The organism is Proteiniclasticum sp. C24MP (assembly GCF_043951855.1).
In the GTDB taxonomy this organism is placed as follows: Bacteria; Bacillota; Clostridia; order Clostridiales; family Clostridiaceae; genus Proteiniclasticum.
Genome location: NZ_JBINJW010000014.1, coordinates 13296 through 36264 on the forward strand (window position 1 = coordinate 13296; position 22969 = coordinate 36264).

Sequence of the window (22969 nt, forward strand, 5' to 3'; positions counted from 1 at the left end):
ATGCTTGAATATAAGAAGACAAGAACAAAGTTATAAGGAGGAAAATACTATGAAAAAGCTCATTGCACTGTTACTTGCTGCTTTCATGTCCATGTCGGTGCTTGCTGCCTGCAGTAACAATGAAGAGACCCCTGAAGAACCTGCAGAAACTCCGGCAGAAGAACCTGCTGAAGAAGAACCTGGTGAAGAGGAACCTGCTGAAGCAAATCCGCTTCCAGAATGGGAAGCCTATGATGCTCTGATCAAGGAAATCAAATCCAGCACAGACTTTGTTGCTCGTGAGGCGCTGATGCATGAAGCAGAAGATATGCTCATGGAAACTTTCGCGCTTGTTCCCCTCTATTACTACAATGACATCTATCTGCAGAAGCCAGAAGTGACAGGTCTTTATGCCAATCCATTCGGCACAAAGTTCTTCATGTATGGTTCAGCACCTGATAACGTACTGAAACTTCAGCTGGCAAGTGAGCCAGATAAGCTGGACCCAGCTCTGAACAGTACTGTAGATGGAGCAACTCTTGCAGCCAATACCTTTATCGGTCTCTATACCTATGATGACAAGGGTGCATTGGCTCCAGCTCTAGCAGAAAGCTACACAGAATCCGAAGACGGGCTGACCTATGTGTTCACCCTGAAAGACGGACTCAAATGGAGCGATGGATCTGAACTAACTGCCAAGGATTTCGAATACTCATGGAAACGTGCTGCAAATCCTGACACTGGTGCAGATTACAGCTACATGTTCAATGCCATTGCCGGATATGACGACAATGATCTTCAGGTCACAGCATCTGAAGATGGAAAGACCCTTACAGTTGTTCTTGCAGCACCTACCGCATACTTCCTGGATCTTGTTGCATTCCCAACCTATCTGCCTCTGAAGCAGGATGTAGTGGAAGCACCAGCAGACTATGCCACCAATCCTGGTGCATGGGCACTGGAAGCAGGATTCATATCCAATGGTGCATACACCCTTGAAACATGGAACCATAATGAAAGTATGGTTTATGTGAAGAATCCGAACTTCTACAGAGCGGATGAAGTCACCATTGAGAAACTGGAATTCATGCTCAGTGACGATGATGCTGCAATCTACGCCGCATACAACTCTGGAGACCTGCAGTTCATCGATACAGTTCCAACAGATGAAATCGCATCACTCCTGGATAATCCGGAATTCAACATTGTGGAACAGCTTGGAACCTATTATGTCACATTCAACGTCAAGAGCCCACTGTTTGAAGGAAAGACTGTAGAACAGGCCAATGCCATGAGAAAGGCAATCACGCTGCTCATCGACAGAGGATACATCGCTGAGAATATAGGACAGACTGGACAGGTCCCAGCCAATGCATTCATTCCAGCGGGAATGATGGATGGACATGGTGGCGTATTCAAGGAAAATGATGCGGATTACACCTATCCTGATGAAGAAAGTGTAGGATATTTTGATCCTGTATACTCCAATGAAAATGTGGAAGAAGCCATTGCACTGCTTGAAGAAGCGGGATTCACCATGACTGCAGATGGAATGCTTGATGCATCCAACCCAATCAGCTTCGAATATGTGACCAATGAATCTTCAGGACACATTGCGGTTGCTGAAGCAATGCAGCAGGACCTGGCTGTGGTAGGCATCGATATGACCATCAAGACCATGGAATGGAGCGTATTCCTGAATGAAAGAAAAGCAGGAAACTTCGACGTAGCCAGAAACGGATGGATCGCAGACTTCAATGACCCAATCAATATGCTTGAAATGTGGACATCGGATTCAGGTAACAACGACGCACAATTCGGTAAATAACACTTCTTGAATAAATGGAAACGGAAAGGTCGGCTGATTGCAGCTGGCCTTTTCTGATTTCCTCAGTGGGTCAGGAAACATATAATCCTCCACGGTCATCGTCTGCTTCTCCGCCTGAAGAAGCGCAGAAGGAGAAAAAGGTCATGATCAAAGAACACTTCCAAGGCAGAAAGAAAAATGGTGTAAAACTTCGGTGATATAAATATGCACACCAGATATATCACATAAAATGAAGTGGATAAGAATTTAAAATTAAAACCTTCCAGGTGTCCATTCCTCGCTGTAAGGCTGTATATTACTTGAAATAAGTGAATAATGAGATTCTAGAAAAAGAGCTGGTGTTCTATATATAATAAAAGAGAGAATAGATCTGTAGATAATACTCCATACTAAATAAAATAATTGGAGTAAAATTTCATTTAAACGTTTACTTTAATTTATAGATATGCTATATTTATTTCAAAGGAGGGATGAAATGAAGTATATAACTATGATTGATTCTTTTTACCCGTCACTATCTAAAACAGAGAAAACAGTAGCAGATTATGTGAAGAAGGAAAAAGATCAGATTATCTATCAGACGCTACAGGAGATTTCAAAGAATATCAATGTGGGAGAGGCTACCATATTAAGGTTCTGCTACAAAATAGGATTTGATGGATTTCAGGATCTCAAACTTAACATCGCGAAGGAAGAACCAAACCCTGATCAATCAGTTGAAGGTGATTACATTGAACAGGTGACTGCAAATATCACAAGGTCCATCACTGAAACGAAAGCCGTTCTGGACATGGAGAACCTGGAAGCTGCAGTTGATCTGATGGTCAAGGGGAAAAGAATCGTTATTTATGGTATCGGAGCGTCAGGCAATGCTGCTCAGGAATTGGAAAGCAGATTGCTGAGATCGGGTAAGATCACCCATGCTGTCATAGATAACCATTTCCAGCTTATGACTTCATCCATCTTAAGTGAAGAGGATGTGATTATTGCCTTCTCTTTATCAGGGTCTACCCTGGAACTGGTCGATTCTCTGAATATGGCCAAGAAAAACAATGTCAACATCATTGCAGTCACGAATCATATCCTTTCACCAGTGGCTTCTCTGGCAGATGTGGTATTGCTGACTGCTGGGAAAGAATCACCGATGAATGGGGGTAGTCTTACAGGTAAAATATCTCAGCTTTACATCATAGACTTACTGATTACCGGGTACTCATTGAGAGATCCGCAGCTGACGGCAGAAATGAGAGAAAGGACAGCGCTTTCCATACTCGACAAAACGGTAGAGCATAATAAAAGAAAAAATCAGAGAAGGAGAAAGACGAATGGCACAACTTCAGCTAAAGAAGATTGATAAAGTCTATGACAATAAGGTGCAGGCGGTTTTTGATTTCAGTCTGGATATCGAAGACAAGGAATTCATTGTTTTTGTCGGTCCATCAGGATGTGGAAAATCCACTACATTAAGAATGATTGCAGGACTGGAAGATATTACCGGTGGCGAGCTGTATATAGATGGGAAATATATGAACCATGTGGAGCCTAAGGATCGTGAAATAGCTATGGTTTTTCAGAGCTATGCATTATATCCCCATATGACAGTATATGAGAATATGGCTTTTGGTCTTAAGATCAAGAAAATAGCGAAGGATGAAATCGACAGACGCGTGAAAGACGCTGCGAGAGTGCTTGAAATCGAAGAATATCTGGATAGAAAACCCAAAGCTTTATCAGGTGGTCAGAGGCAGAGAGTTGCCCTGGGAAGAGCCATCGTTCGAAATGCGAAAGTATTTCTCATGGATGAACCACTATCGAATCTGGATGCCAAACTTAGAGTTCAGATGAGAAGTGAAATCATAAAGCTCCATGAAAGAATCGGGTCCACAACAATCTACGTTACCCATGATCAGACGGAAGCGATGACTATGGCTACAAGGATTGTGGTCATGAAGGCTGGGTACATTCAGCAGATTGGTACACCAAAGGAAATCTACAATAATCCCAGCAATATGTTTGTGGCAAGTTTTGTTGGTGCGCCGGCTACGAACTTCATGGTAACGAAAATCATCGGAGATCATCTCGAACTTGAAAGAAAGAAATACAGAATTCCCGATAAGTTTCAGAAATCACTCAAACCTTATGACGGTAAGAATGTTGTGATTGGAATAAGACCGGAAAATCTGTCGCTGGAAACAGATGACAGTAATTCGGATACCAATATCCCTCTTGACTTTTATGTAGAGGTATCAGAACTGCTGGGGCATGAGAGCATTCTTCACGGTTTACATGGTACGCAGCCTCTTGTGGCTAAAATACAGGAAGCAGACATAGTAAAGAATCATCAGAACGTGACACTCCATTTAGATCTCAGGAAAAGTTTCTTTTTCGACGAAGAGACACAGAAAAGAATTTATAGCGTATAAATAGCAATGCTATTCATATAAGAAGGAACAATCTAAATTATTAGGAGGAACATTATGAAAAAGCTTCAAAAACTCGTTGCAAGTCTGTTATTTGCTTCCATGGTTCTTGCTGGATGTTCAAGTGCACAAGATCCCAAGGAGCCTGAAACTCCTGCAGAGACACCTGCAGAAACACCGGGTGAGCCTGCAGAGGAAGGCGTATTGTCTGAATATACGGCTGAAAATCCGCTGACCATCAAATACTGGAACTTTCCTAATTTCACTGGAGATGAAGAACTGAGCAAAGATGAATATGATCTTGCATTAATCAAGGCTTTTGAGGAAGCTTATCCGAACATTAAAGTCGAATATCAGGCCATCGAGTTTACCGATGGACCAGCGAAGCTGGAAACTGCCATTCAGTCAAGAACAAATCCCGATGTAGTCTATGATGCGCCAGGTAGAGTAATCGACTGGGCAAGCAAGGGATATCTGGTACCACTGGATGATATCGTCGACAAGGGCACACTTCTTGATGCTGCAGTATCTGCAAGCAGCTACGAAGATGAACTTTATCTTTATCCTCAGGGTGTCGCACCCTTTATGATGGGCTTCAACAAGACATTACTGGAAGAGCTTGATCTTATGGATATGCTTCCAATGGATAAAGAAAACAGAGCGTGGACTGTGGAAGAATATGAAGCACTGCTCACAGCACTGAAAGAAAAGAAACCGGATATGTCTCCAGCTATCCTCTTTGCAAAATCAGCTGGTGGAGACCAGGGTCCAAGAGCTTTTATCTCTAACCTTTACGGCTCATGGATTACAAATGATGAAGTCACAGAATATACCATTAATGATGAAAATGGTGTGAAATCTATGGAGTGGGCTAAGGCTGCTTATGATAAGGGACTTCTTGGACAGGGAATCGCGTTAGACGCTGGTGCAAGCATTGAAGCGTTCAGAAGCGGTCTGGCTGCATCAACGATTCTCTACTCACCAGGACTATACAAGCCTGATGCAGCGGGAGATGTATTTGAACCACTGCTGATTCCATATCCTAACAATTCAGGTCAGCCTGAACTTGAATATCTTGTAGCTGGACCTTGTGTATTTGATAATGAAGATGAAGATCGTGCTACTGCAGCGAAGCTTTTCGTTGATTTTATGATCAATGACAGTGAATGGGGCATGAGATCACTCAAAGCCACTGGAAATTTCTCTGCAATGAAGGGTGAAACAGGCCTGTATGACGATCCTGAACTGCTTTTTGCAGAAACTATGAGCGAATACTTCGGGCCATACTACAACACCATTCCTGGTTTTGCTCAGATGAGAGCTGCATGGTTCCCGATGGTACAGGGCGTACTCAATGGTGACACAACAGCACAAGAAGGGCTGGATGGTTTCGTTGAATCTGCAAATCAGTCCATTGAAGATGCTAAATAATCAGTAACAGTTATGAAAAGAGGTGAGAGTAGCTCTTACCTCTTTTTTAAAAGAAGAGGTGGAATATGGCAGAGCAAACAAGCATAAACACGGCATTGGAAAAAGCGAATAATGCAGCAAGAAGAAAGAGAAAGATAAAAGAAAGCATAAGCGGATATCTTTTCTTACTACCCACATTATTCTTTTTCGGCACTTTTGTTCTTTATCCTATGATCAAAGGGATCTACTTATCCTTGTTCAGATTCAGAGGACGAAACGTTTCTTTCATCGGAATGGATAACTATAAAAATCTTATAGATGATAAGGTCTTTCTGACATCAGTAAGAAATACCGGCCTCATAACACTTGTGGCAGTTCCGATTGTCATTGTGTTCTCCATGTTTGTGGCACTGAGCATTTATAATAAGAGTGCTGCTGTAAGATCATTTTTCAGAGGAGTTTTCTATATCCCGGCGATTTCATCCGTTGTGTCTGTAACAGTCGTCTGGGCATGGATCTATCATCCGCAATATGGCATTCTGAATTTCGTTCTTAAAAGTGCCGGTGCAATTCAGGAGAATATGGATTGGCTGGGCAGTAACAGAACAGCGATTTTCGCAATTATTGCAATACTTATAACGACCTCCGTTGGGCAGCCTATCATCCTGTATGTTGCAGCGTTAGGTAATGTACCGAAGGATTATATCGAAGCGGCTACCATAGATGGTGCAAGCAGATGGCTGATTTTCAGAAAGATCATCTGGCCGCTGATCATGCCAACAACTCTTTATATTGTGGTTGTCACCACAATCAACAGTTTTCAGATTTTTGCACTGATTCAGCTCCTGACAGCCGGTGGTCCGAATTACGGTACGTCAACTGTGATGTATCTGGTTTATACAAAAGCCATTGTGGAAGGCAGATTCGGTATTTCCAGTGCAATGGGTGTAATTCTTGCAATAATTATCGCCATCATCTCTGTGATACAGTTCAAATTCTTTTCCACTGATGTGGAATACTAAGGAGGGTCAGAATGAAAAAGAAAAAAGTGAATGTATTAGGCATTGTTTCCATGGTCATTTTGATTGCTCTAGCCATATTCTTCATATTTCCGTTCTATTGGATTCTGACAGGTTCCTTCAAGCTGCAGGAAGTTGCAATCACCATTCCTCCTGAATGGTTTCCTGTGAATCCTACACTGGAAAACTACAAAGCGCTCCTTGTTCCACTCACAGGCAGATGGTTTTTCAACTCAGTATTCATCTCCACGAGTACCACTGTTCTGGTCTGCAGCACAGCATCCCTGGCAGGGTATGCTCTAGCAAAGAAGAAGTTTCCAGGGGTCAAAATTATTTTTATGATTTTTGTCGGTGCCATGGCACTTCCAAAGCAGGTGATTCTGATTCCACTTCTTAAATTCATCACAGAACTTAATCTGATGGATACTTATGCGGCACTGATTCTTCCTGCCATAGGATGGCCATTCGGTGTATTCCTGATGAAGCAGTTTTCCCACTCAGTGCCGAAAGAGCTTCTCGAATCTGCTAGAATCGACGGATGTGGTGAATTGAGAACATTTTACAGCATCGTGCTCCCCATCATAAAACCTGGTGTCGGAGCGCTTGCCATATTCACCTTCATTTCAAGCTGGAATGACTATTTTTCACAACTTGTGTTCACCAATTCCCAGGAAATGAAGACACTGCCTTTAGGTCTTGCAGCCATGAGTCAAGGAGCGGAGTTCACCATCAACTATGGACTTCTGATGGCAGGTGCGCTGATCGCATCACTGCCGATGATTGTTGTATTCCTCATATTCCAGAGTTACTTCACGCAAGGGGTGACCATGGGTGCAATCAAAGGATAGGAGGAGTCAGAATGATCATCAAATTCATCTACGGATGGTTCTTCTACAGTGCATATTATATGCTGGCATCCGCTTTTATGACTGTAGCCTTGAATCGTGTCACAAAAAGGCTTTGGCTTACTCCGCTGATTATCAATGCGGTGAGTATTGTGATACTTTTAGCGGCTGCATCTTCAGGATGGATTCCGGAAAAGGATGCAACCTATGCAATGTACTTCAACTATATGCCCATCGTTTTTGCGAGTGTCGCAGTCAATTTATGCATAGGAATCTACAGGAAACTGAAATTCATACTAAATGAAAAAGTGCGGGCGATTCAGCCTGCACAGAGAAGAGGTAGTAAATGAGCAAAGTTGAAGACCTGAAAGGAAAGCTCATCGTTTCATGTCAGGCGTTAAATTACGAACCACTGCATTCCTCGTTCATCATGGGTAGAATGGCCCTTGCGGCAAAGGAAGGCGGAGCCAGTGGTATTCGCGCAAATACATGGGAAGATATCAGAGAAATCACAAAAGTGGTGGATCTCCCGATCATCGGAATCGTGAAAAGAGACTACGAGGATTCACAGGTGTATATCACACCTACAATGAAAGAGATCGATGAACTGGTGTCAGTGAATGTTGAAATCATTGCGATGGATGCAACAGATCAGCTAAGACCAGGCGGAAGAACGCTGAAACAGTTTTTCGAAGAAGTAAAGATGAAATATCCGAATCAGCTGTTTATGGCTGACTGTTCCACAGTGGAGGAAGCGATCTATGCTGATGAGCTTGGTTTTGATTTTATCGGATCCACACTGGTAGGGTATACGAAACATTCAGAAGGAATGGAAATCTCCTCAGATGATTTTAGAATGCTGAGAGAAATTCTGGCAAAGGTGAAGCACCCTGTGATTGCTGAAGGCAACATCAATACCCCTAATAAGGCCAGACGGGTTCTTGAGCTAGGCTGTTACAGTGTTGTGGTCGGATCAGCCATAACAAGACCTCAGCTGATCACTAAAAGTTATACAGATGAAATCCAGAAAATACAGTAGAAAAAGCATGATTCGGAAAACAGAGCTGTTACAGGGAAAAGTAAGTTAATTTATTACGAAGCATCGACTATGCCATTAATCTGTCTGTTTCATATCCTACGTGATTGAAGCAGCTCTGTGGATGAAAGGTATTTATGAATATAGTACAATCGCTGTTTTCTTCCCCTCTATAATACATTTTGAAAGCTCCACCTCAGGGTGGGGTTTTTCATTTGCTGACAACTCAAGCAAGAATGCTGCATAGGATTATCAAATTTAGTATTGGATGAAAAAAGCACATCATTTCACTTGGAAATTCTAATTGATGTAGAAGAAGATTTAAGATATGCTCATTTTAAGAAGTCTCATGAAATGGAGGACCGCATATGCCTGAGAAAATACTCATAATAGATGATGAACAGAATCTTCTGGAAGTGGTGAGCGACTATCTGAGAAAAAACGGATTTGAAGTCTTTATGGCTGACCGTGGCTTGAAGGCGCTGGAAATGTTCCATGAGATGGAACCTGATTTTCTTATACTGGATCTTAATCTACCGGACATGTCAGGGGAAGAAATCTGCAGAGAAATCCGAAAGACTTCAGATGTACCCATTCTCATGCTTACAGCCAAAACATCGGAAGATGACAAAATAACGGGCTTCAGCCTCGGAGCAGATGATTATCTCACCAAACCATTCAGCCCAAGAGAACTGGTGGTAAGAGTCAATGCCATTATCCGGAGAGCAAGAAGCAAAGGAAACCTGTCTGAAATCTATTCCTTCAGAAATGAGGATCTCATCCTTGATAACAGCAGAAGAACCGTAAGGAAGAGAGGAGAGGAAATCAGTCTTACCCCCAATGAATACAAAATTCTCCATACCCTGGTTCAGTATCCGGACCAGGTATTCACGAGATCTAGAATTGTCAGTGTGGCATTGGGATTTGATTTTGAGGGTTATGACCGAACCATAGATACACACATCAAGAACATCAGACACAAAATCGAAGATGACATGAAAAATCCTACCTATATTCTGACTGTTTACGGTGTGGGGTACAAGTTCATGGGTGATGTGAAATGATGAGAATCGGAAAGAAACTCGGAAGATATTTCTCTCTGGTATCCTTATCCTCTGTTCTTCTTATAACGGTTCTGTCTAATATCGGGATGAATGTGTTCTTCACAACCTATCTCAGATCTGCACAGGAATCAGATGACCAGGCCATTGCCGAATATACAAGGGAACTTCTGGCTGAAGAGGGTTCTCTGGACGAGCAGGACCTCATGAGCATAGAGCACTATGCATTTACCATGAAGGCTGAAGTGATTCTTGAAAATGAAGAGGAAGAAGTGATCCTGAGTACCCGTGAACCCATTTCGGAAATGGGGAACAGCAGAGACAGGATGAACTATATGGATCCTGAGAAGTTCAGTTATCGGGAGTACGCCTATGGAGAAGACAGAACCATGTTCATCGGCAGATCCAAAAGCATCTTTTCGGCATCACCGGACAGAAATTTTCTTCTGACCATCAATTTCATCTATCTCCTGTCTGCGGTGATTTCGCTCTTTATCGGAATGCTTCTGAGAGACAAGATCAAAGGAAACTTTCTGCGTCCCATCTACGCCATACAGGACAATGCCAGGTGTATCGAAGAGGGGAAATACCAGCTGGTGGAGAGTGTGGATACAGACACGGTGGAGCTGGATGAACTGGCTGGTTCCATAAAGAATATGGCGCTTCGTCTGCAAAATCAGGAAGAACTGAGAAAAAGGCTCACTGCGGACATCGCACATGAGCTGAGAACACCCCTGTCCACAGTAAACAGTCATCTGGAAGCATTCATTGATGGCGTGTGGGAACCGACTCCGGAAAGGCTGGTGCTGCTTCAGGATGAAATCAGAAGACTCACAAGTCTCATCAGGGATCTTGGAGATCTGTCCTATATGGAAAGCGGCGAAATCAGGCTCGCGATGAACAAGCTGAATCTGACCGAGCTCATCGCAAACATCATGGATGGATTCGAGCCGCTGTTTCTCTCCGACGAGAAAGTGCTCCTTGCAGATCTTGCAAAGGATGTCTTTGTCTATGGAGACGCTGATCGCCTGAATCAGGTATTGGTTAATATCCTATCCAATGCACTGAAATATACCGATGAGGGAAGTTCTGTAGAGGTTACGCTCAGGGAGAAGAAGAAACAGGCTGAAATCATCATTAAGGATAATGGAATCGGAATTGAGGAGAAAGACATTCCTTATGTTTTCGAAAGATTCTACAGAAGCGATCTCTCGAGAAACCGCAGCACTGGTGGGAAAGGAATCGGACTGACCATCGCAAAGTCGCTGGTGGAAGCGCATCAGGGAACCATTCGGGTCGAAAGCGAGAGCGGAAAAGGAACCACAGTGATAATTATTCTACCACTTTACACTACCTAAGTGCGTTTCATTCTATATAAGTGATACTATATGTTATTATAATCTCCTTATTTTCTTCACAATTATGGATTATCATGAACATATCAGAGAAAGTATCCGGAAGATACGGCTGCAGGAGCTGCTTGTTTCGGATAATCAAGTAAATGAGGTGATTGTATTGATGAAATGGTGGAAGAATCTGATAGAAAGAATAGCCGAATCAAACAGAAAAGAGTATGGTTCCAAGCGACTGGACTGCTGTGATCTGAACCGACAGAAATAATGAGAAGCTGAGAATGAAATCTCCGTATAGAAATGCGAAATGTAGAGTTCATCATAGGACAGAAAAGCTATCTGCCTTCCTATAGGAAGAACCGGCATTTCAGAGTGTAAACATAGACCAGAACAATGAGTAATTTCATAGTTTAGAAGAAAGGCGGATAGTTCACGTGAGCTATTTGTCTTTTTTACATAGATCAATGAATCAGAACAAAATATAACTGTACATTAGGGAGGATAAAATAATGTTTTTTGGATGGATCTTAGTGATTGCTGTGGTGTATCTGCTGGTGAAGGGAGATACTAAAGTGAACTTCACACAGAAGGAGAGCCCGGAGCAGAAACTCAAGGAAAGATATATCAATGGAGAAATAGATGAGGAGACATACCTCAGGATGAAGTCGGTCATCCATGGAAAATAAATTGGAGGTGATGTAAATGATGTTTGGTAGAGGATTTTACGATAGAAGAAGATTCTTCATGGATAGAGATTTTTATGGAATCACCTTATGGCATGTCCTTATTGTCATCGGAGTGATCCTTCTCATCCTATCCGTTGTAGTGCTTCTGACCAGAAAATCCGGTCAGAAGGAAACGAAAGATACCAATGAAAATCTGAAGAGAATACTGGATGAGAGATATGTCAGAGGAGAAATATCAGAGGAAGAGTATAAAACCAAGAAGAAGTTTTTAGACGAGAACTAGCTGCCTGTCAGGAGTGATATGAATGAAGGAAGATAAGATGAACAAGAGAATGGAGCATGATGCTCATGATTCTGTTTCTCATGAAGAAGAACATGCTGGGACAGGACAGGAAGAGCATCATGAATCAAATGAAAACGGATCAGAACATGAAGAGCACCATAGTCAGGGCAAGAAGCATAATGGATCGGGACACGATGACCATCATGACCACCATGCCATGATGGTGGAGGATTTCAGAAGAAGATTTTTCATCTCTCTTGTGATCACGGTACCGATTCTTGTTCTTTCCCCCATGATCCAGATGTTCCTTGGTGTGGACTGGAGATTCACCGGAGATTCGTATCTGCTGTTCGCACTCTCTACGGTGCTCTACATCTATGGAGGAAAGCCTTTTCTTACCGGGGCAAAAGACGAGCTGAAGAAGAAAGAACCTGGTATGATGACGCTGATCGCTTTTGCCATCACCGTCGCCTACATATACAGTACCGTTGCAGTCTTCACGAAGATCGGCAGTGATTTCTTCTGGGAACTGGCGACACTGATCGTGATTATGCTCCTAGGACACTGGATCGAAATGAAGTCCGTCATGAGCGCCTCCAGAGCACTGGATGAGCTATTGAAGCTCATGCCGGAAGAGGCGCATCTTCTGGATGAGCATGGAGAAACTGTGGATGTGCCGGTGAAAGAGCTAAAAGAGAAGGATGAAGTTCTGGTGAAACCAGGAGAGAAGATTCCCATCGATGGGATTGTCTATGAAGGGAAGTCTGAGGTGAATGAATCCATGATCACAGGGGAATCGGTACCTGTGGTGAAGGCAGATGGCGATGAAATCATCGGAGGCGCCATCAATGGAGAAGGCATCCTGAAATTCAGAGTCAGTCATGTGGGGGAGGATACATTCCTATCCCAGGTCATAAAACTCGTGAAAGAGGCGCAGGAATCCAGATCCAGAACCCAGAGACTGGCGGATATCGCGGCCAAGTGGCTTTTCTATATCGCTTCGGTATCAGGAATACTGACCTTTACGGTCTGGATGCTTCTCGGACGAGAAATCAGCTTTGCCATGGAAAGAGCCGTCACAGTGATCATCATTTCCTGTCCCCATGCACTGGGACTGGCGACGCCTCTGGTTACAGCGGTATCCACCAGCATCGGTGCAAAAAGAGGGCTGCTCATAAGAGACAGAAATGCCTTTGAAAGTGCACGTAAACTGGACGCTGTGGTATTTGACAAGACGGGTACGCTGACGGAAGGTGAATTCGGCGTAACGGATATCAAAGCCGTAGGAAGAACCGAAGAGGAAGTCATGAACATCGCCTACTCTGTGGAATCCAATTCGGAGCATCCCATTGCCAGAGGCATTGTAAGAGAAGGTAAAGAGAGAAGTATGAAGCTTTCGGATGTGACGGACTACAGGAACATTCCAGGGCAGGGTCTTCAGGCGAAGATGGATGGCAGAGACATTATGGTGGTGAGTCCTGGCTATATCAGAGAGGAAAACATCAGCTTTGACGAAGAATACTATGAGCACCTTGCAGAGCAGGGAAAGACCGTGGTATTTGTACTTGAGGACAGGAAGCTCATCGGAATCATCGCCTTGTCCGATATGGTGAGGGAGTCTGCCAAGGAAGCGGTACGAGTCCTCAAGTCCATGAATATTGAATCCATCATGCTCACAGGTGACAACCGAAAGGTGGCTTCCTTTGTAGGAAAGGAGCTGGGCATCGATGAGATCATTTCAGAAGTGCTGCCCAATGAGAAGGCGGACAAGATTGATGCGCTGATTCGTCAGGGAAGAAAGGTTGCCATGACCGGAGACGGAGTCAACGACGCACCTGCCCTGGCAAAGGCAGACCTTGGCATTGCAGTGGGTGCAGGAACGGATGTAGCCATAGAAACGGCGGACATCATTCTGGTGAAAAGCAATCCGCTGGATGTTGTGAATATCATTAAACTTTCAAAGGCGACCTATAGAAAGATGATCCAGAATCTCATCTGGGCTACTGGATATAATGTCATTGCACTGCCCCTTGCAGCGGGTGTACTCATTAATCAGGGCATTGTCATAAGCCCAGCGCTGGGTGCGATGCTCATGTCCCTAAGTACTGTGATTGTAGCCATCAATGCAAGGTTTCTTAAAATAGACTGATTCTTTGTGGGGACTGGAGAGTGCTCCAGCTCTTACTGAAAGCATACCTTTGCCATAGGAGGTGAGGAAATTGAAGAATAAATGGATAGCAGGCGTCATCATTGGGACATTTCTGGTTTTCATCGGACTTCTGGGACTCTTTCTTAGACCTGGAGAATTTCCGGTGAACAGAGATGACGGAAATGAAGATGTCGTGGATACAGATACGGACAGAAAACTCCCTGTCCCTGCCCTCTTGGAAGACAAGAACCCGAATGACGGTATTTCCGAATTCGAGATCAGTGTGCAGGAAGGGGAAACGGAATTCATCAGTGGACTAAAAACGCCCACGCTGGGGTATAACGGAAGTTATCTTGGGCCTGTAATCAGGGTCTCAAGAGGAGACGAAGTGCGGATGCATATTAAAAACGAGCTTTCTGATGAAACCTCCGTGCACTGGCATGGACTGGAAGTGGAAGGTACAGATGACGGAGGTCCTCACCAGGTGATAGCGGAGAATGGGGTCTGGGAGCCTGTCTTTGAAATCAGTCAGCCTGCGGCCACGCTATGGTTTCATCCTCATGTCATCGGCACAACGGCCATTCAGGTCTACTATGGTTTGGCAGGACTGCTCATCGTGGAGGATGAAAACTCGAAATCGCTGAATCTTCCGGATGAATATGGGGTCAATGATATTCCTCTGATTATTCAGGACAGAAGTTTCAGTGAAGACGGTTCGTTTCTATATTACGATAACATGATGGATGGAGCCTACGGAGAACATATCATGGTCAATGGTGCCATCACGCCCTATCTGGATGTGGACCAGGTGAAGATGAGATTCAGAGTCGTAAATGGAGCCAATGCAAGCAACTTTGATCTGAGGCTTAGTGACCGGAGCGAGTTCCAGCAGATCGCATCGGATGGAGGGCTTCTCGAAAGTCCTGTGGAAAGGGATTCCCTCTTCATCACACCAGGAGAGAGAGCGGAAATCATCGTTGATTTCTCAAAATATGAGGACGGAGACGTTCTTGAACTTGAAAGTGATGGAGAACGGGTCATGTCATTCAGAGTAGGAGAAGAAGCGGAAGATACCACAGAGATTCCTTTAGAGCTGGCAGAAATCGAAAAGATGGATCAGGACCTGGTGACCGGTTTCAAGAGCATCGAACTGGATGGTATGGGCCGCATGGTCACACTGAATGGCCGTCAGTTTGATATGGATCGGATTGATGATGATGTGGCAGAAGGAGAACTTGAAATCTGGGAAATCACCACAAACAGATCCATGATGATGGGGAGTCTCGGACATCCCTTCCATATTCATGGGACACAGTTTCAGGTGCTCAGCCGAAATGGAGAGGAGCCTTACCAGAACGAGATGGGGTGGAAAGATACCATTTTCGTGAATGCGGGGGAAACCGTCCGGATCATTGTCAGGTTCAGATTCAAAGGAGTCTTCATGTACCACTGTCATATTCTGGAACATGAAGAAGCAGGCATGATGGGACAGCTGGAAGTGTATTGAGAAGCAGCGGAAAAGTTTCATGATTGAGATGTAGGATCATCCATGAAAGGAGATCTGTCAGGAAGAGGAGGACGGTGTCATGATGATGCCGTCTTTTTTTCGGAGCATCAGAAGAAAGGAGCTGTAGGTATTATACCGTGTATACAGTTCAGGCACATTAGACAATCTTTTTCACTTACAGTATACTTTAAATAAACAGAATATTCGGCTAATAAAGAGGCGTGTAACATAAGGACAGACTTCTGGAGAAGCCGGCTTGTCTTATCTGTAGAATCAATCGGCTATGGAATCGTTTGTACCAGATGCACGGGAGGTGAAGGGATGGAAAATCAGAACTGGGGGCAGATCACGAGAATCAGAGGAAGCATCATTGAGGCTTATTTTCCGGATCGTCTGCCACTTATCAACAATAAACTGACTACTGGAGAAGATCATAAGGTGGTCTTTGAAGTGAATTCCCAGATCAGTGATAAAAGCGTCATGGCCATTGCGCTGACTTCCACATCGGGTCTTTCAAGGGGTGCCTCCATACTGGATGCAGGAAAACCCATCATGGTTCCTGTGGGAAACAGGACCCTTGGAAAGATATTTGATGTACTGGGCAATCAGCTGGATGAAGACACGATGTCCGGGGAGCTGCCTCTGCGATCCATTCATCAGAAGCCCGTGCCCTTTTCCAGGCGCAGCACCAGTGATGAGATTTTCATCACCGGCATCAAAGCCATAGATGTTCTGACGCCTCTGGCCAAGGGGGAAAAAGCGGGGCTTTTCGGTGGTGCGGGGGTAGGTAAATCTGTGCTGATCACGGAGCTCATCCATAACACCGCTTCCTCCTTGGAAGGGTACAGCATTTTCTGCGGCATCGGAGAAAGGTCAAGAGAAGCGGAGGAACTCTACCGTGAAATCAGGGAGGCGGGAGTCCTGGATCATACCGTGCTGGTATTTGCCCAGATGAACGAACCGCCAGGAGCAAGGTTCAGAGTGGGACATGGTGCGCTGACCATGGCTGAATATTTCCGTGATACGGAGAAGAAAGACGTACTGCTCCTCATTGACAATATCTTCCGGTTCATCCAGGCTGGGTCTGAAGTGTCTGGTCTTACCGGAAAGATGCCTTCCAGAGTAGGATATCAGCCAACTCTGGCCACGGAACTTTCGGAGCTTGAGGAAAGAATCTGCAATACCAGAAGCGGATCCATCACTTCCATCCAGGCAGTCTATGTGCCTGCAGATGATTTCACGGATCCGTCGGCAACCCACACCTTCCCGCATCTGTCCGCTTCTGTGGTGCTGTCCAGAAAAAGAGCCAGTGAAGGGCTCTATCCTGCCATGGACCCCTTAAACTCCACCTCCAGAATGCTGAATCCTGAGATAGTGGGACAGAGGCACTATGATATTGCCCGTGAAATCAAGATGACGCTGTCGGCCTATGAGGATCTTAAGGATGTCATTGCCATGCTTGGCATCAGTGAGCTTTCCAGTAATGACAGGAATATCGTCTACCGGGCAAGAAGGCTGGAACGGTTTCTTACGCAGCCCTTCTTCACCACGGAACAGTTTACAGGGATGAAAGGAAAGTTTGTAAAGCTTGAAGATGCCCTTACCGGATGCGAGAGAATTCTTCATGACGAGTTTTCGGACTACAGCGAAGAGGAGCTGTATATGATCGGCGCCATAGACGAAGCTGTAAGAAAGAAGGAATCAGACCATGAGAGTTAGAATCGTTGTACCGGGAAAACTGCTGCTGGATCAGGAAGTGGAAAAAATCACCGCCCCAGGTGCGGAAGGATCCTTTCAGATACTGCCTCGTCATGTCGATGTGGTATGGACTCTTCAGGCAGGCATCCTCATTCTCACAAGAGAAGAGGAGGAAAGGTTTTTCGCCATCCATCAGGGGGTGCTCGTGAAGGAAAAGTCTCTGGTGCAGATTTCATCCTATCAGGTGGTGGAAAGCACTTCACTGGAGGAGCTCAAGGAAACGGTGGAGAAGAACTTCAGAAACCTGGATGAAAAAGAGAAGAAACTCAGCAGAATTCTGGATAAGCTGGAAGCGGATACGCTGATCAGACTGGCAGAGCTGGAATAGGAGGGTTAAGTGAAAAAAGAGAGCAGGACGCCTGAAGAAAAACTCATGGATAAGATTTCTTCCGATGCACAGAAGAAGATTGATGCGAGAAAGAAGGGAAAGGAGATCATGTTCGGTCTGGGTATTTTCGGTATCGTGGGATTCTCCATCGCCATTCCCACTCTACTGGGAATTCTTCTCGGTTCCTATCTCGATGGAAGAACAGAGTCCAGCATATCCTTCACCATGACGTTTCTTTTTCTGGGACTGGTCATCGGGTGTATCAATGCATGGAGATGGGTGAAAGAGACAAGTGAAGGAAAGAAGTAGAGGAGGTGGAGAGGATGAAGATGATACTGGCGTTTATCGTAGGCGCTCTTCTGGGCGCAGTATTCTTTGGCGGACTGTACCTGACGGTGAGAAAGCTTAATTCCATAAAGCACCCGGCTCTTTTCATGATGCTCAGCCTGATTCTGAGGCTGGTGATTCTTGCGGGAGGAATCTATCTCATCATGGATGGTGAAATAAAGAATCTTCTCTCGGCCATGGCAGGAATTCTCATTGTAAGATTTGTGATGATCCAAAGGCTAGGAAAATCGGTTCCCTCTGAAAGAGGGGAAGGAGTGTGATTTTGTGAATATAGACCCTAGTGAAATTGTCTATTTTGAGTGGGGATTTGTGAAAATCACAGCCACTCTGGTGTTCGCCTGGATCACCACAGCAGTGATCGTCATAGGGGCATTCATTCTTACAAGAAATCTCAGAAGCGATACGAAAATAAGCAGAAAGCAGAATGCGGTGGAAGCCCTTTTCACCATGATCAATGATCAGATCAGTGAAATCAGTCAAGGAAATGCAGATAAAATACTGCCCTTTGCAGGGACGCTGTTTCTGTTCATTCTGGCTTCAGTTCTTCTGTCTCTGATACCAGGATTCATCTCGCCGGCGGGATCCCTGAACACCACCATCGCCCTGGCTCTTTGCGTATTCTTTGCGGTTCCCTTCTATGGCATTTCCAGTCAGGGGATAAGGGGTTATCTCAAGGATTATCTCAAACCCACCTGGATCATGCTGCCCTTCAACATCATCAGTGAGATTTCCAGAGCTGTATCCATGGCCATCCGTCTCTATGGAAACGTCATGAGCTCCTCCATCATTGTGGGGATTCTAGTCACCATCGTGCCGCTTTTGTTTCCTGTAGCCCTTCAGCTTCTGGGACTTCTCACTGGCGTCATACAGGCATACATCTTTGCGGTACTGGCAGTGGTCTATATATCAGCAGCCATCAGAAACAAGGAAAATAGTGTATCGGAATCAGAACAATAGGAGGTATAATCATGGATTCAATGACCATCATCGGAATGACATCCATCATCGTAGCAGGATTCACCATATCCATCGGCTCTATCGCACCGGCTCTTGGGGAAGGAAAAGCGGTTTCCCAGGCACTGGCATCCATGGCGCAGCAGCCTGATGAATCCAACACCATCTCCAGAACGCTTTTTGTAGGTCTGGCCATGATTGAATCGACGGCCATCTACTGCTTTGTGGTGACCATGATTCTTCTTTTCGCGAATCCATTCTGGAACCTGGTAGCGGGTTGATGTCATGCAGATCGGTTTATTTGAGATCATAGCCCTGATCATCAACTTCTTTGTTCTCCTTTTTGTGCTGCAGAAACTGTTCTACAAACCTGTGACGGAAATCATGGAGGAGAGGCAGCAGAAGATCGAGGACAATATCAGGAATGCGGAAAGAAAGAACGAGGAAGCGGAGGAGCTCATCAGAACCTATGAGAGGAAATTGAGTGAAATCGAAAAAGAGAAAGCGGAGACCATGAATGAAGCGGTGAAAGAGGCAGAAGAATACAAAAAGAATCTTGTGGAAAAGTATGAAAAGGAAGCGGAAGGGAAGAAATCGGCTTTTCTCGCCGATGTAAGAGAAGATCAGGAAGCCATCGGTGTGGAAATCAGAAACTTCATGGTGAAGGGATCTGTTGATATCGCTAGAAACCTTGTGGATAGTTTCAAGCGGGAGGATCTTGAGACCTATCTGTTTGAAGCGCTTCTTGAAAGAATCAGGACCTTTGCAGAAGAGAATCATGAAAGAAGTCAAGGTAAAGAGGTCGGAGCGTATATCCTGATCAGTGCGGAAAAGGTGGATGAAAGAAAGAAGGAGCAGCTGGAATATGTGCTGCAGGAAAATCGTTTAGAAATCGCTTCACTAGAAATGAGAGAAGACCCATCTCTTGTGGCTGGATACATGCTGAAGATGCCTGATTACACCATCTATTCCAGCATCAGCCACTTTGTGGACAAGAAAGAAGAGCAGCTGAAGGAGTTTCTGGAGCAGGTGGTAAGAGACAGAGGTGAGGATTATGACGCTTAGAAAGGAAATAGCCTATCTGGAAAATATGCTGGATCAGATGAAAGAGACACCTCTTGCGGTTGCTGAAGTGGAGGAAAGCGGAACCGTGGCATCCGTTGACAGAGGAATTGCGGTGGTGAAAGGTCTCCATCATGTGAAAAACCAGGAGCTGGTACAGTTCCCGCAGGGTATTCTAGGCCTGACATACAATCTCGACCCTCATGAGCTGGGCGTCATCCTGTTAGGTGATTACACAGGCATTCGAGCAGGAGACCCGGTCATGCGTACGTTCAAGGTGGCATCCATTCCCGTAAGCAGAAAGTTTCTGGGAAGAGTCATCGATCCTCTGGGGAACGTGCTGGATGGGAAAAAACCCGTAGAATCCAGTAGAGTTCTGCCCATTGAAAGGGAATCTCCGCCCATCATGCATAGAGCGCCGGTATCGGAGCCGCTGCAGACGGGAATCAAGGTCATAGATGCCATTGTGCCCATCGGAAGGGGGCAGAGAGAGCTGATTCTGGGTGACCGGAAGAGCGGAAAAACTTCCATTGCCCTGGACACCATCATCAACCAGAAAGGAAAAGATGTGATCTGTATCTACTGTTCCATCGGACAGCAGATTTCTTCGGTTACAAAGAATCTGGAAGTGCTGAAGAATAAAGGTGCGCTGGACCATACCGTAGTCCTGGTGGCTTCTTCTGACAGTCCTCCGGGCGTATCCTATATAGCGCCCTATGCGGCCACATCTCTGGCGGAATTCTTCATGATGGAAGGAGAGGATGTGCTCATCGTCTATGACGATCTGACCAAGCATGCAAGAGCATACAGAGAACTATCCATTCTGCTGGAAAGACCTTCCGGTCGTGAAGCCTATCCCGGAGACATCTTTTATATCCACTCCAGGCTGCTGGAGCGCTCCACCCACCTTAGAGAAATCTATGGAGGAGGCAGCATCACAGCGCTTCCCATCATAGAGACCCAGGCGGAAAATATCTCCGCCTACATTCCGACGAATCTCATTTCCATTACAGATGGCCAGATCTATCTGTCTCCCAAGATCTTTCAGAGCGGAAACATACCTGCGGTCAATGTAGGGACGTCCGTATCCAGAGTAGGTGGAAAATCACAGCTGGCAGCGTATAGAGACATCACAGGTCCGCTTAAACTGAGCTATTCCCAGTTTGAAGAGCTGGAACTCTTCTCCAGTTTCAGTACGGTGGTGGATGAGAGCACAAAGCAGCTTCTTGCACGTGGAGAGAGGATCAGAAAGGTCTTCAATCAGCCGCAGTTTTCACCCATGGAAGTGACGCATCAGATCGGCGTGTTCATGGCGCTCACTGAAGGGCTCCTGGATGAGGTGCCTCTGGATGAGATTGGAGACCATGAGAAACGGATCATGGAAGTCGTGGAAAGCATGGAATCATTCCGGAATGCGGTTCTGCGGAACAGAACAATCGAAGAGGAAATGAAAAAGGAATTTCTGGACGCGGTGAGAGAGACCATGGAAGAGGGGGAGGACGGATGAAAAATCTTCAGTCTCTTAAAAAGAGCCTGACTTCGGCCAGGAATCTGTATACCATCGTAAATACCATGAAACTTCATGCCACCACAAACATCAATCAGTTTCAGCAGGCGGCGGATGCTTCCATGCAGTATCGTCAGGTGCTTAATAAAGCGCTGACTGTGGTGATGAAAAAGAGAGAAATGCCGGAAGAAGTCTTAAGACGCAGTGAAGGAAAGACAATCCATGTGGTGTTCAGTTCGGACCATGGACTATGTGGAAGCTTCAATGAAAGAATCACAGACTATGCAAGGACCAGAATCCCTAAGGATGGAAAAAATCTGCTTCTTATCATAGGGGAACAGGGGTTAAGAAGACTGGAAGAATACGAAGTGGAAGAATTCTTTTCTGTACCGCAGAGTGTGGACGGCATCACCTCCTCGGTTCAGTATCTTCTTTCTGAACTGGATGAATTGAGAGAAACGGAAAAGGTGAAGGAGATTTATCTTCACTATAATCGGTCTACAGGAAGGCAGGGGTTCAAGGAGCATTCGGAAAAACTGTTTCCCCTTGACCTGAAGAAAATCAGAAAAGAGGATGTGAAATGGAAGGAAGGAGCACAGCCTGCTTACTATATGTCAGGAGAAAGGCTTTTGTCCGATCTTCTGAAGCAGTATTATTTCATCACGCTCTACAGAACCTTCTGCTATTCTCTGGTGACGGAGAACGAAAGCCGCATTGCTTCCATGACATCGGCCAAAAAGAACATTGAAGAGCGGATGGAAGAACTGGAGATGAAGTACAAACGTCTCAGACAGGATTCCATCACGGATGAGATCAGGGACATCACTTCCGGGTTTCATGTATTCAGAAACAAAGAATGAACGCTTAGTCTGCTATGGGATAGACTGAGCGTTCATTCTTGGGGTTTGAGTATATATTATGTTTTACCATAATGCCGATATTTCTCTGAAAACTATTTATTCAGAGTTTGACTTGCTGCTATTCGACAGCAGCTTCGGGAGCGTTTTTCTTTACGGATTCGATGCCGTTCATGCAGGAGGCTTTCTTTTTGTATCCTTCACCTGTAGCGATGATCTGACCGTTTTTGGCTTTCAGTCTGAATCTGAATTCTCCTGCCTTATCTGCATAAACTTCGAATTTCGGATTTTTCACTGTGATAAAGCTTTCTATGGTCTGATCTTCCACTTCTGCAATGGGTGCATTGGTTTTCACACTTGCAATACCGTTTTTCACAGATTTTCTGGATGCATATACTTCTGAAGTGGCGATGACCTGACCATTGGCTGCAAGCAGATCGAATTTCATTCCTGTTTTGGTTTCTTTCACAATAAATTTAGATGACATAGTACCCTCCTATAATTGTTCTTCTATACAAAGAATATTTTGAGTGAATTTTCTGTCTTTATATGAGTATAACAAATATCTGCGCAGCATTCA

The 22969-nt window shown here is 44.9% G+C and carries 25 protein-coding genes; 24 read left to right on the plus strand and 1 reads right to left on the minus strand.

What is annotated here, in order from left to right; all coding sequences use genetic code 11:
- The first annotated feature begins 49 nt into the window (after positions 1 to 49).
- The 24 genes from ACHAL6_RS10200 to ACHAL6_RS10315 all read left to right on the plus strand — a co-directional run bounded on the left by ACHAL6_RS10200 (position 50) and on the right by ACHAL6_RS10315 (position 22392).
- Positions 50 to 1807, plus strand: coding sequence for an ABC transporter substrate-binding protein (locus ACHAL6_RS10200; RefSeq protein WP_395270567.1), 1758 nt, complete (start codon positions 50 to 52; stop codon positions 1805 to 1807).
- Positions 1808 to 2282: 475 nt separating this feature from the next.
- On the plus strand, positions 2283 to 3161 hold the full coding sequence (locus ACHAL6_RS10205; protein ID WP_395270568.1) for a MurR/RpiR family transcriptional regulator: 879 nt from the start codon (positions 2283 to 2285) through the stop codon (positions 3159 to 3161).
- Positions 3133 to 4230 carry an ABC transporter ATP-binding protein gene (locus ACHAL6_RS10210; protein ID WP_395270569.1) on the plus strand — a complete coding sequence of 366 codons (1098 nt, stop codon included), beginning with the start codon at positions 3133 to 3135 and terminating at the stop codon, positions 4228 to 4230. The genes ACHAL6_RS10205 and ACHAL6_RS10210 overlap by 29 nt, the downstream gene beginning before the upstream one ends.
- Before the next feature lie 54 nt (positions 4231 to 4284).
- Positions 4285 to 5658, plus strand: coding sequence for an ABC transporter substrate-binding protein (locus ACHAL6_RS10215; protein WP_395270570.1), 1374 nt, complete (start codon positions 4285 to 4287; stop codon positions 5656 to 5658).
- Positions 5659 to 5723: 65 nt separating this feature from the next.
- Positions 5724 to 6659: a carbohydrate ABC transporter permease gene (locus ACHAL6_RS10220; RefSeq protein WP_395270571.1), complete on the plus strand. Its 936-nt coding sequence runs from the start codon at positions 5724 to 5726 to the stop codon at positions 6657 to 6659.
- A gap of 11 nt (positions 6660 to 6670) precedes the next feature.
- The gene (locus ACHAL6_RS10225) at positions 6671 to 7504 is read left to right on the plus strand and encodes a carbohydrate ABC transporter permease (protein WP_395270572.1); all 834 of its coding nucleotides are present in this window, start codon (positions 6671 to 6673) and stop codon (positions 7502 to 7504) included.
- 11 nt (positions 7505 to 7515) lie between these two features.
- Positions 7516 to 7851 (plus strand): hypothetical protein, encoded by a 336-nt coding sequence (locus ACHAL6_RS10230; RefSeq protein ID WP_395270573.1) that lies wholly within the window; start codon positions 7516 to 7518, stop codon positions 7849 to 7851.
- A complete protein-coding gene (locus ACHAL6_RS10235) occupies positions 7848 to 8540 on the plus strand; it encodes an N-acetylmannosamine-6-phosphate 2-epimerase (RefSeq protein ID WP_395270574.1) in 693 nt (230 codons plus the stop codon). The genes ACHAL6_RS10230 and ACHAL6_RS10235 overlap by 4 nt, the downstream gene beginning before the upstream one ends.
- Positions 8541 to 8905: 365 nt before the next feature.
- The gene (locus ACHAL6_RS10240; protein WP_395270575.1) at positions 8906 to 9601 is read left to right on the plus strand and encodes a response regulator transcription factor; all 696 of its coding nucleotides are present in this window, start codon (positions 8906 to 8908) and stop codon (positions 9599 to 9601) included.
- On the plus strand, positions 9598 to 10956 hold the full coding sequence (locus ACHAL6_RS10245; protein WP_395270576.1) for a sensor histidine kinase: 1359 nt from the start codon (positions 9598 to 9600) through the stop codon (positions 10954 to 10956). The genes ACHAL6_RS10240 and ACHAL6_RS10245 overlap by 4 nt, the downstream gene beginning before the upstream one ends.
- A gap of 160 nt (positions 10957 to 11116) precedes the next feature.
- Positions 11117 to 11218, plus strand: a complete 102-nt coding sequence (locus ACHAL6_RS10250) for an LDCC motif putative metal-binding protein (RefSeq protein WP_395270615.1) — start codon at positions 11117 to 11119, stop codon at positions 11216 to 11218.
- 241 nt (positions 11219 to 11459) lie between these two features.
- Positions 11460 to 11636, plus strand: a complete 177-nt coding sequence (locus tag ACHAL6_RS10255; RefSeq protein WP_395270577.1) for an SHOCT domain-containing protein — start codon at positions 11460 to 11462, stop codon at positions 11634 to 11636.
- A gap of 16 nt (positions 11637 to 11652) precedes the next feature.
- Positions 11653 to 11919: an SHOCT domain-containing protein gene (locus tag ACHAL6_RS10260; protein ID WP_395270578.1), complete on the plus strand. Its 267-nt coding sequence runs from the start codon at positions 11653 to 11655 to the stop codon at positions 11917 to 11919.
- 22 nt (positions 11920 to 11941) lie between these two features.
- Positions 11942 to 14068, plus strand: coding sequence for a copper-translocating P-type ATPase (locus ACHAL6_RS10265; RefSeq protein WP_395270579.1), 2127 nt, complete (start codon positions 11942 to 11944; stop codon positions 14066 to 14068).
- A 70-nt stretch (positions 14069 to 14138) separates the two neighbouring features.
- Complete coding sequence (locus ACHAL6_RS10270) at positions 14139 to 15575, plus strand: multicopper oxidase family protein (protein ID WP_395270580.1); 1437 nt, start codon at positions 14139 to 14141, stop codon at positions 15573 to 15575.
- A gap of 321 nt (positions 15576 to 15896) precedes the next feature.
- Positions 15897 to 17294 (plus strand): F0F1 ATP synthase subunit beta, encoded by a 1398-nt coding sequence (gene atpD, locus ACHAL6_RS10275; protein ID WP_395270581.1) that lies wholly within the window; start codon positions 15897 to 15899, stop codon positions 17292 to 17294.
- Complete coding sequence (locus ACHAL6_RS10280; protein ID WP_395270582.1) at positions 17284 to 17661, plus strand: hypothetical protein; 378 nt, start codon at positions 17284 to 17286, stop codon at positions 17659 to 17661. Before atpD ends, ACHAL6_RS10280 begins: the two co-directional genes overlap by 11 nt.
- 9 nt (positions 17662 to 17670) lie before the next feature.
- Positions 17671 to 17970 (plus strand): AtpZ/AtpI family protein, encoded by a 300-nt coding sequence (locus ACHAL6_RS10285; protein ID WP_395270583.1) that lies wholly within the window; start codon positions 17671 to 17673, stop codon positions 17968 to 17970.
- A gap of 14 nt (positions 17971 to 17984) precedes the next feature.
- Complete coding sequence (locus ACHAL6_RS10290) at positions 17985 to 18269, plus strand: ATP synthase subunit I (RefSeq protein WP_395270584.1); 285 nt, start codon at positions 17985 to 17987, stop codon at positions 18267 to 18269.
- Between the two features lie 4 nt (positions 18270 to 18273).
- Positions 18274 to 18966, plus strand: a complete 693-nt coding sequence (locus tag ACHAL6_RS10295) for a F0F1 ATP synthase subunit A (RefSeq protein WP_395270585.1) — start codon at positions 18274 to 18276, stop codon at positions 18964 to 18966.
- 11 nt (positions 18967 to 18977) lie between these two features.
- Positions 18978 to 19244 carry a F0F1 ATP synthase subunit C gene (locus tag ACHAL6_RS10300; RefSeq protein WP_207600079.1) on the plus strand — a complete coding sequence of 89 codons (267 nt, stop codon included), beginning with the start codon at positions 18978 to 18980 and terminating at the stop codon, positions 19242 to 19244.
- A 4-nt stretch (positions 19245 to 19248) separates the two neighbouring features.
- Positions 19249 to 20028 carry a hypothetical protein gene (locus ACHAL6_RS10305; protein ID WP_395270586.1) on the plus strand — a complete coding sequence of 260 codons (780 nt, stop codon included), beginning with the start codon at positions 19249 to 19251 and terminating at the stop codon, positions 20026 to 20028.
- Entirely contained in the window at positions 20018 to 21532 is a 1515-nt protein-coding gene (locus ACHAL6_RS10310) for a F0F1 ATP synthase subunit alpha (RefSeq protein WP_395270587.1), read from the plus strand. Before ACHAL6_RS10305 ends, ACHAL6_RS10310 begins: the two co-directional genes overlap by 11 nt.
- Positions 21529 to 22392, plus strand: a complete 864-nt coding sequence (locus ACHAL6_RS10315) for a FoF1 ATP synthase subunit gamma (protein ID WP_395270588.1) — start codon at positions 21529 to 21531, stop codon at positions 22390 to 22392. The genes ACHAL6_RS10310 and ACHAL6_RS10315 overlap by 4 nt, the downstream gene beginning before the upstream one ends.
- 118 nt (positions 22393 to 22510) lie before the next feature.
- Here ACHAL6_RS10315 and ACHAL6_RS10320 read toward each other — a convergent pair whose 3' ends face one another.
- Positions 22511 to 22876, minus strand: a complete 366-nt coding sequence (locus ACHAL6_RS10320; RefSeq protein WP_395270589.1) for a YegP family protein — start codon at positions 22874 to 22876, stop codon at positions 22511 to 22513.
- Between the last annotated feature and the right edge of the window lie 93 nt (positions 22877 to 22969).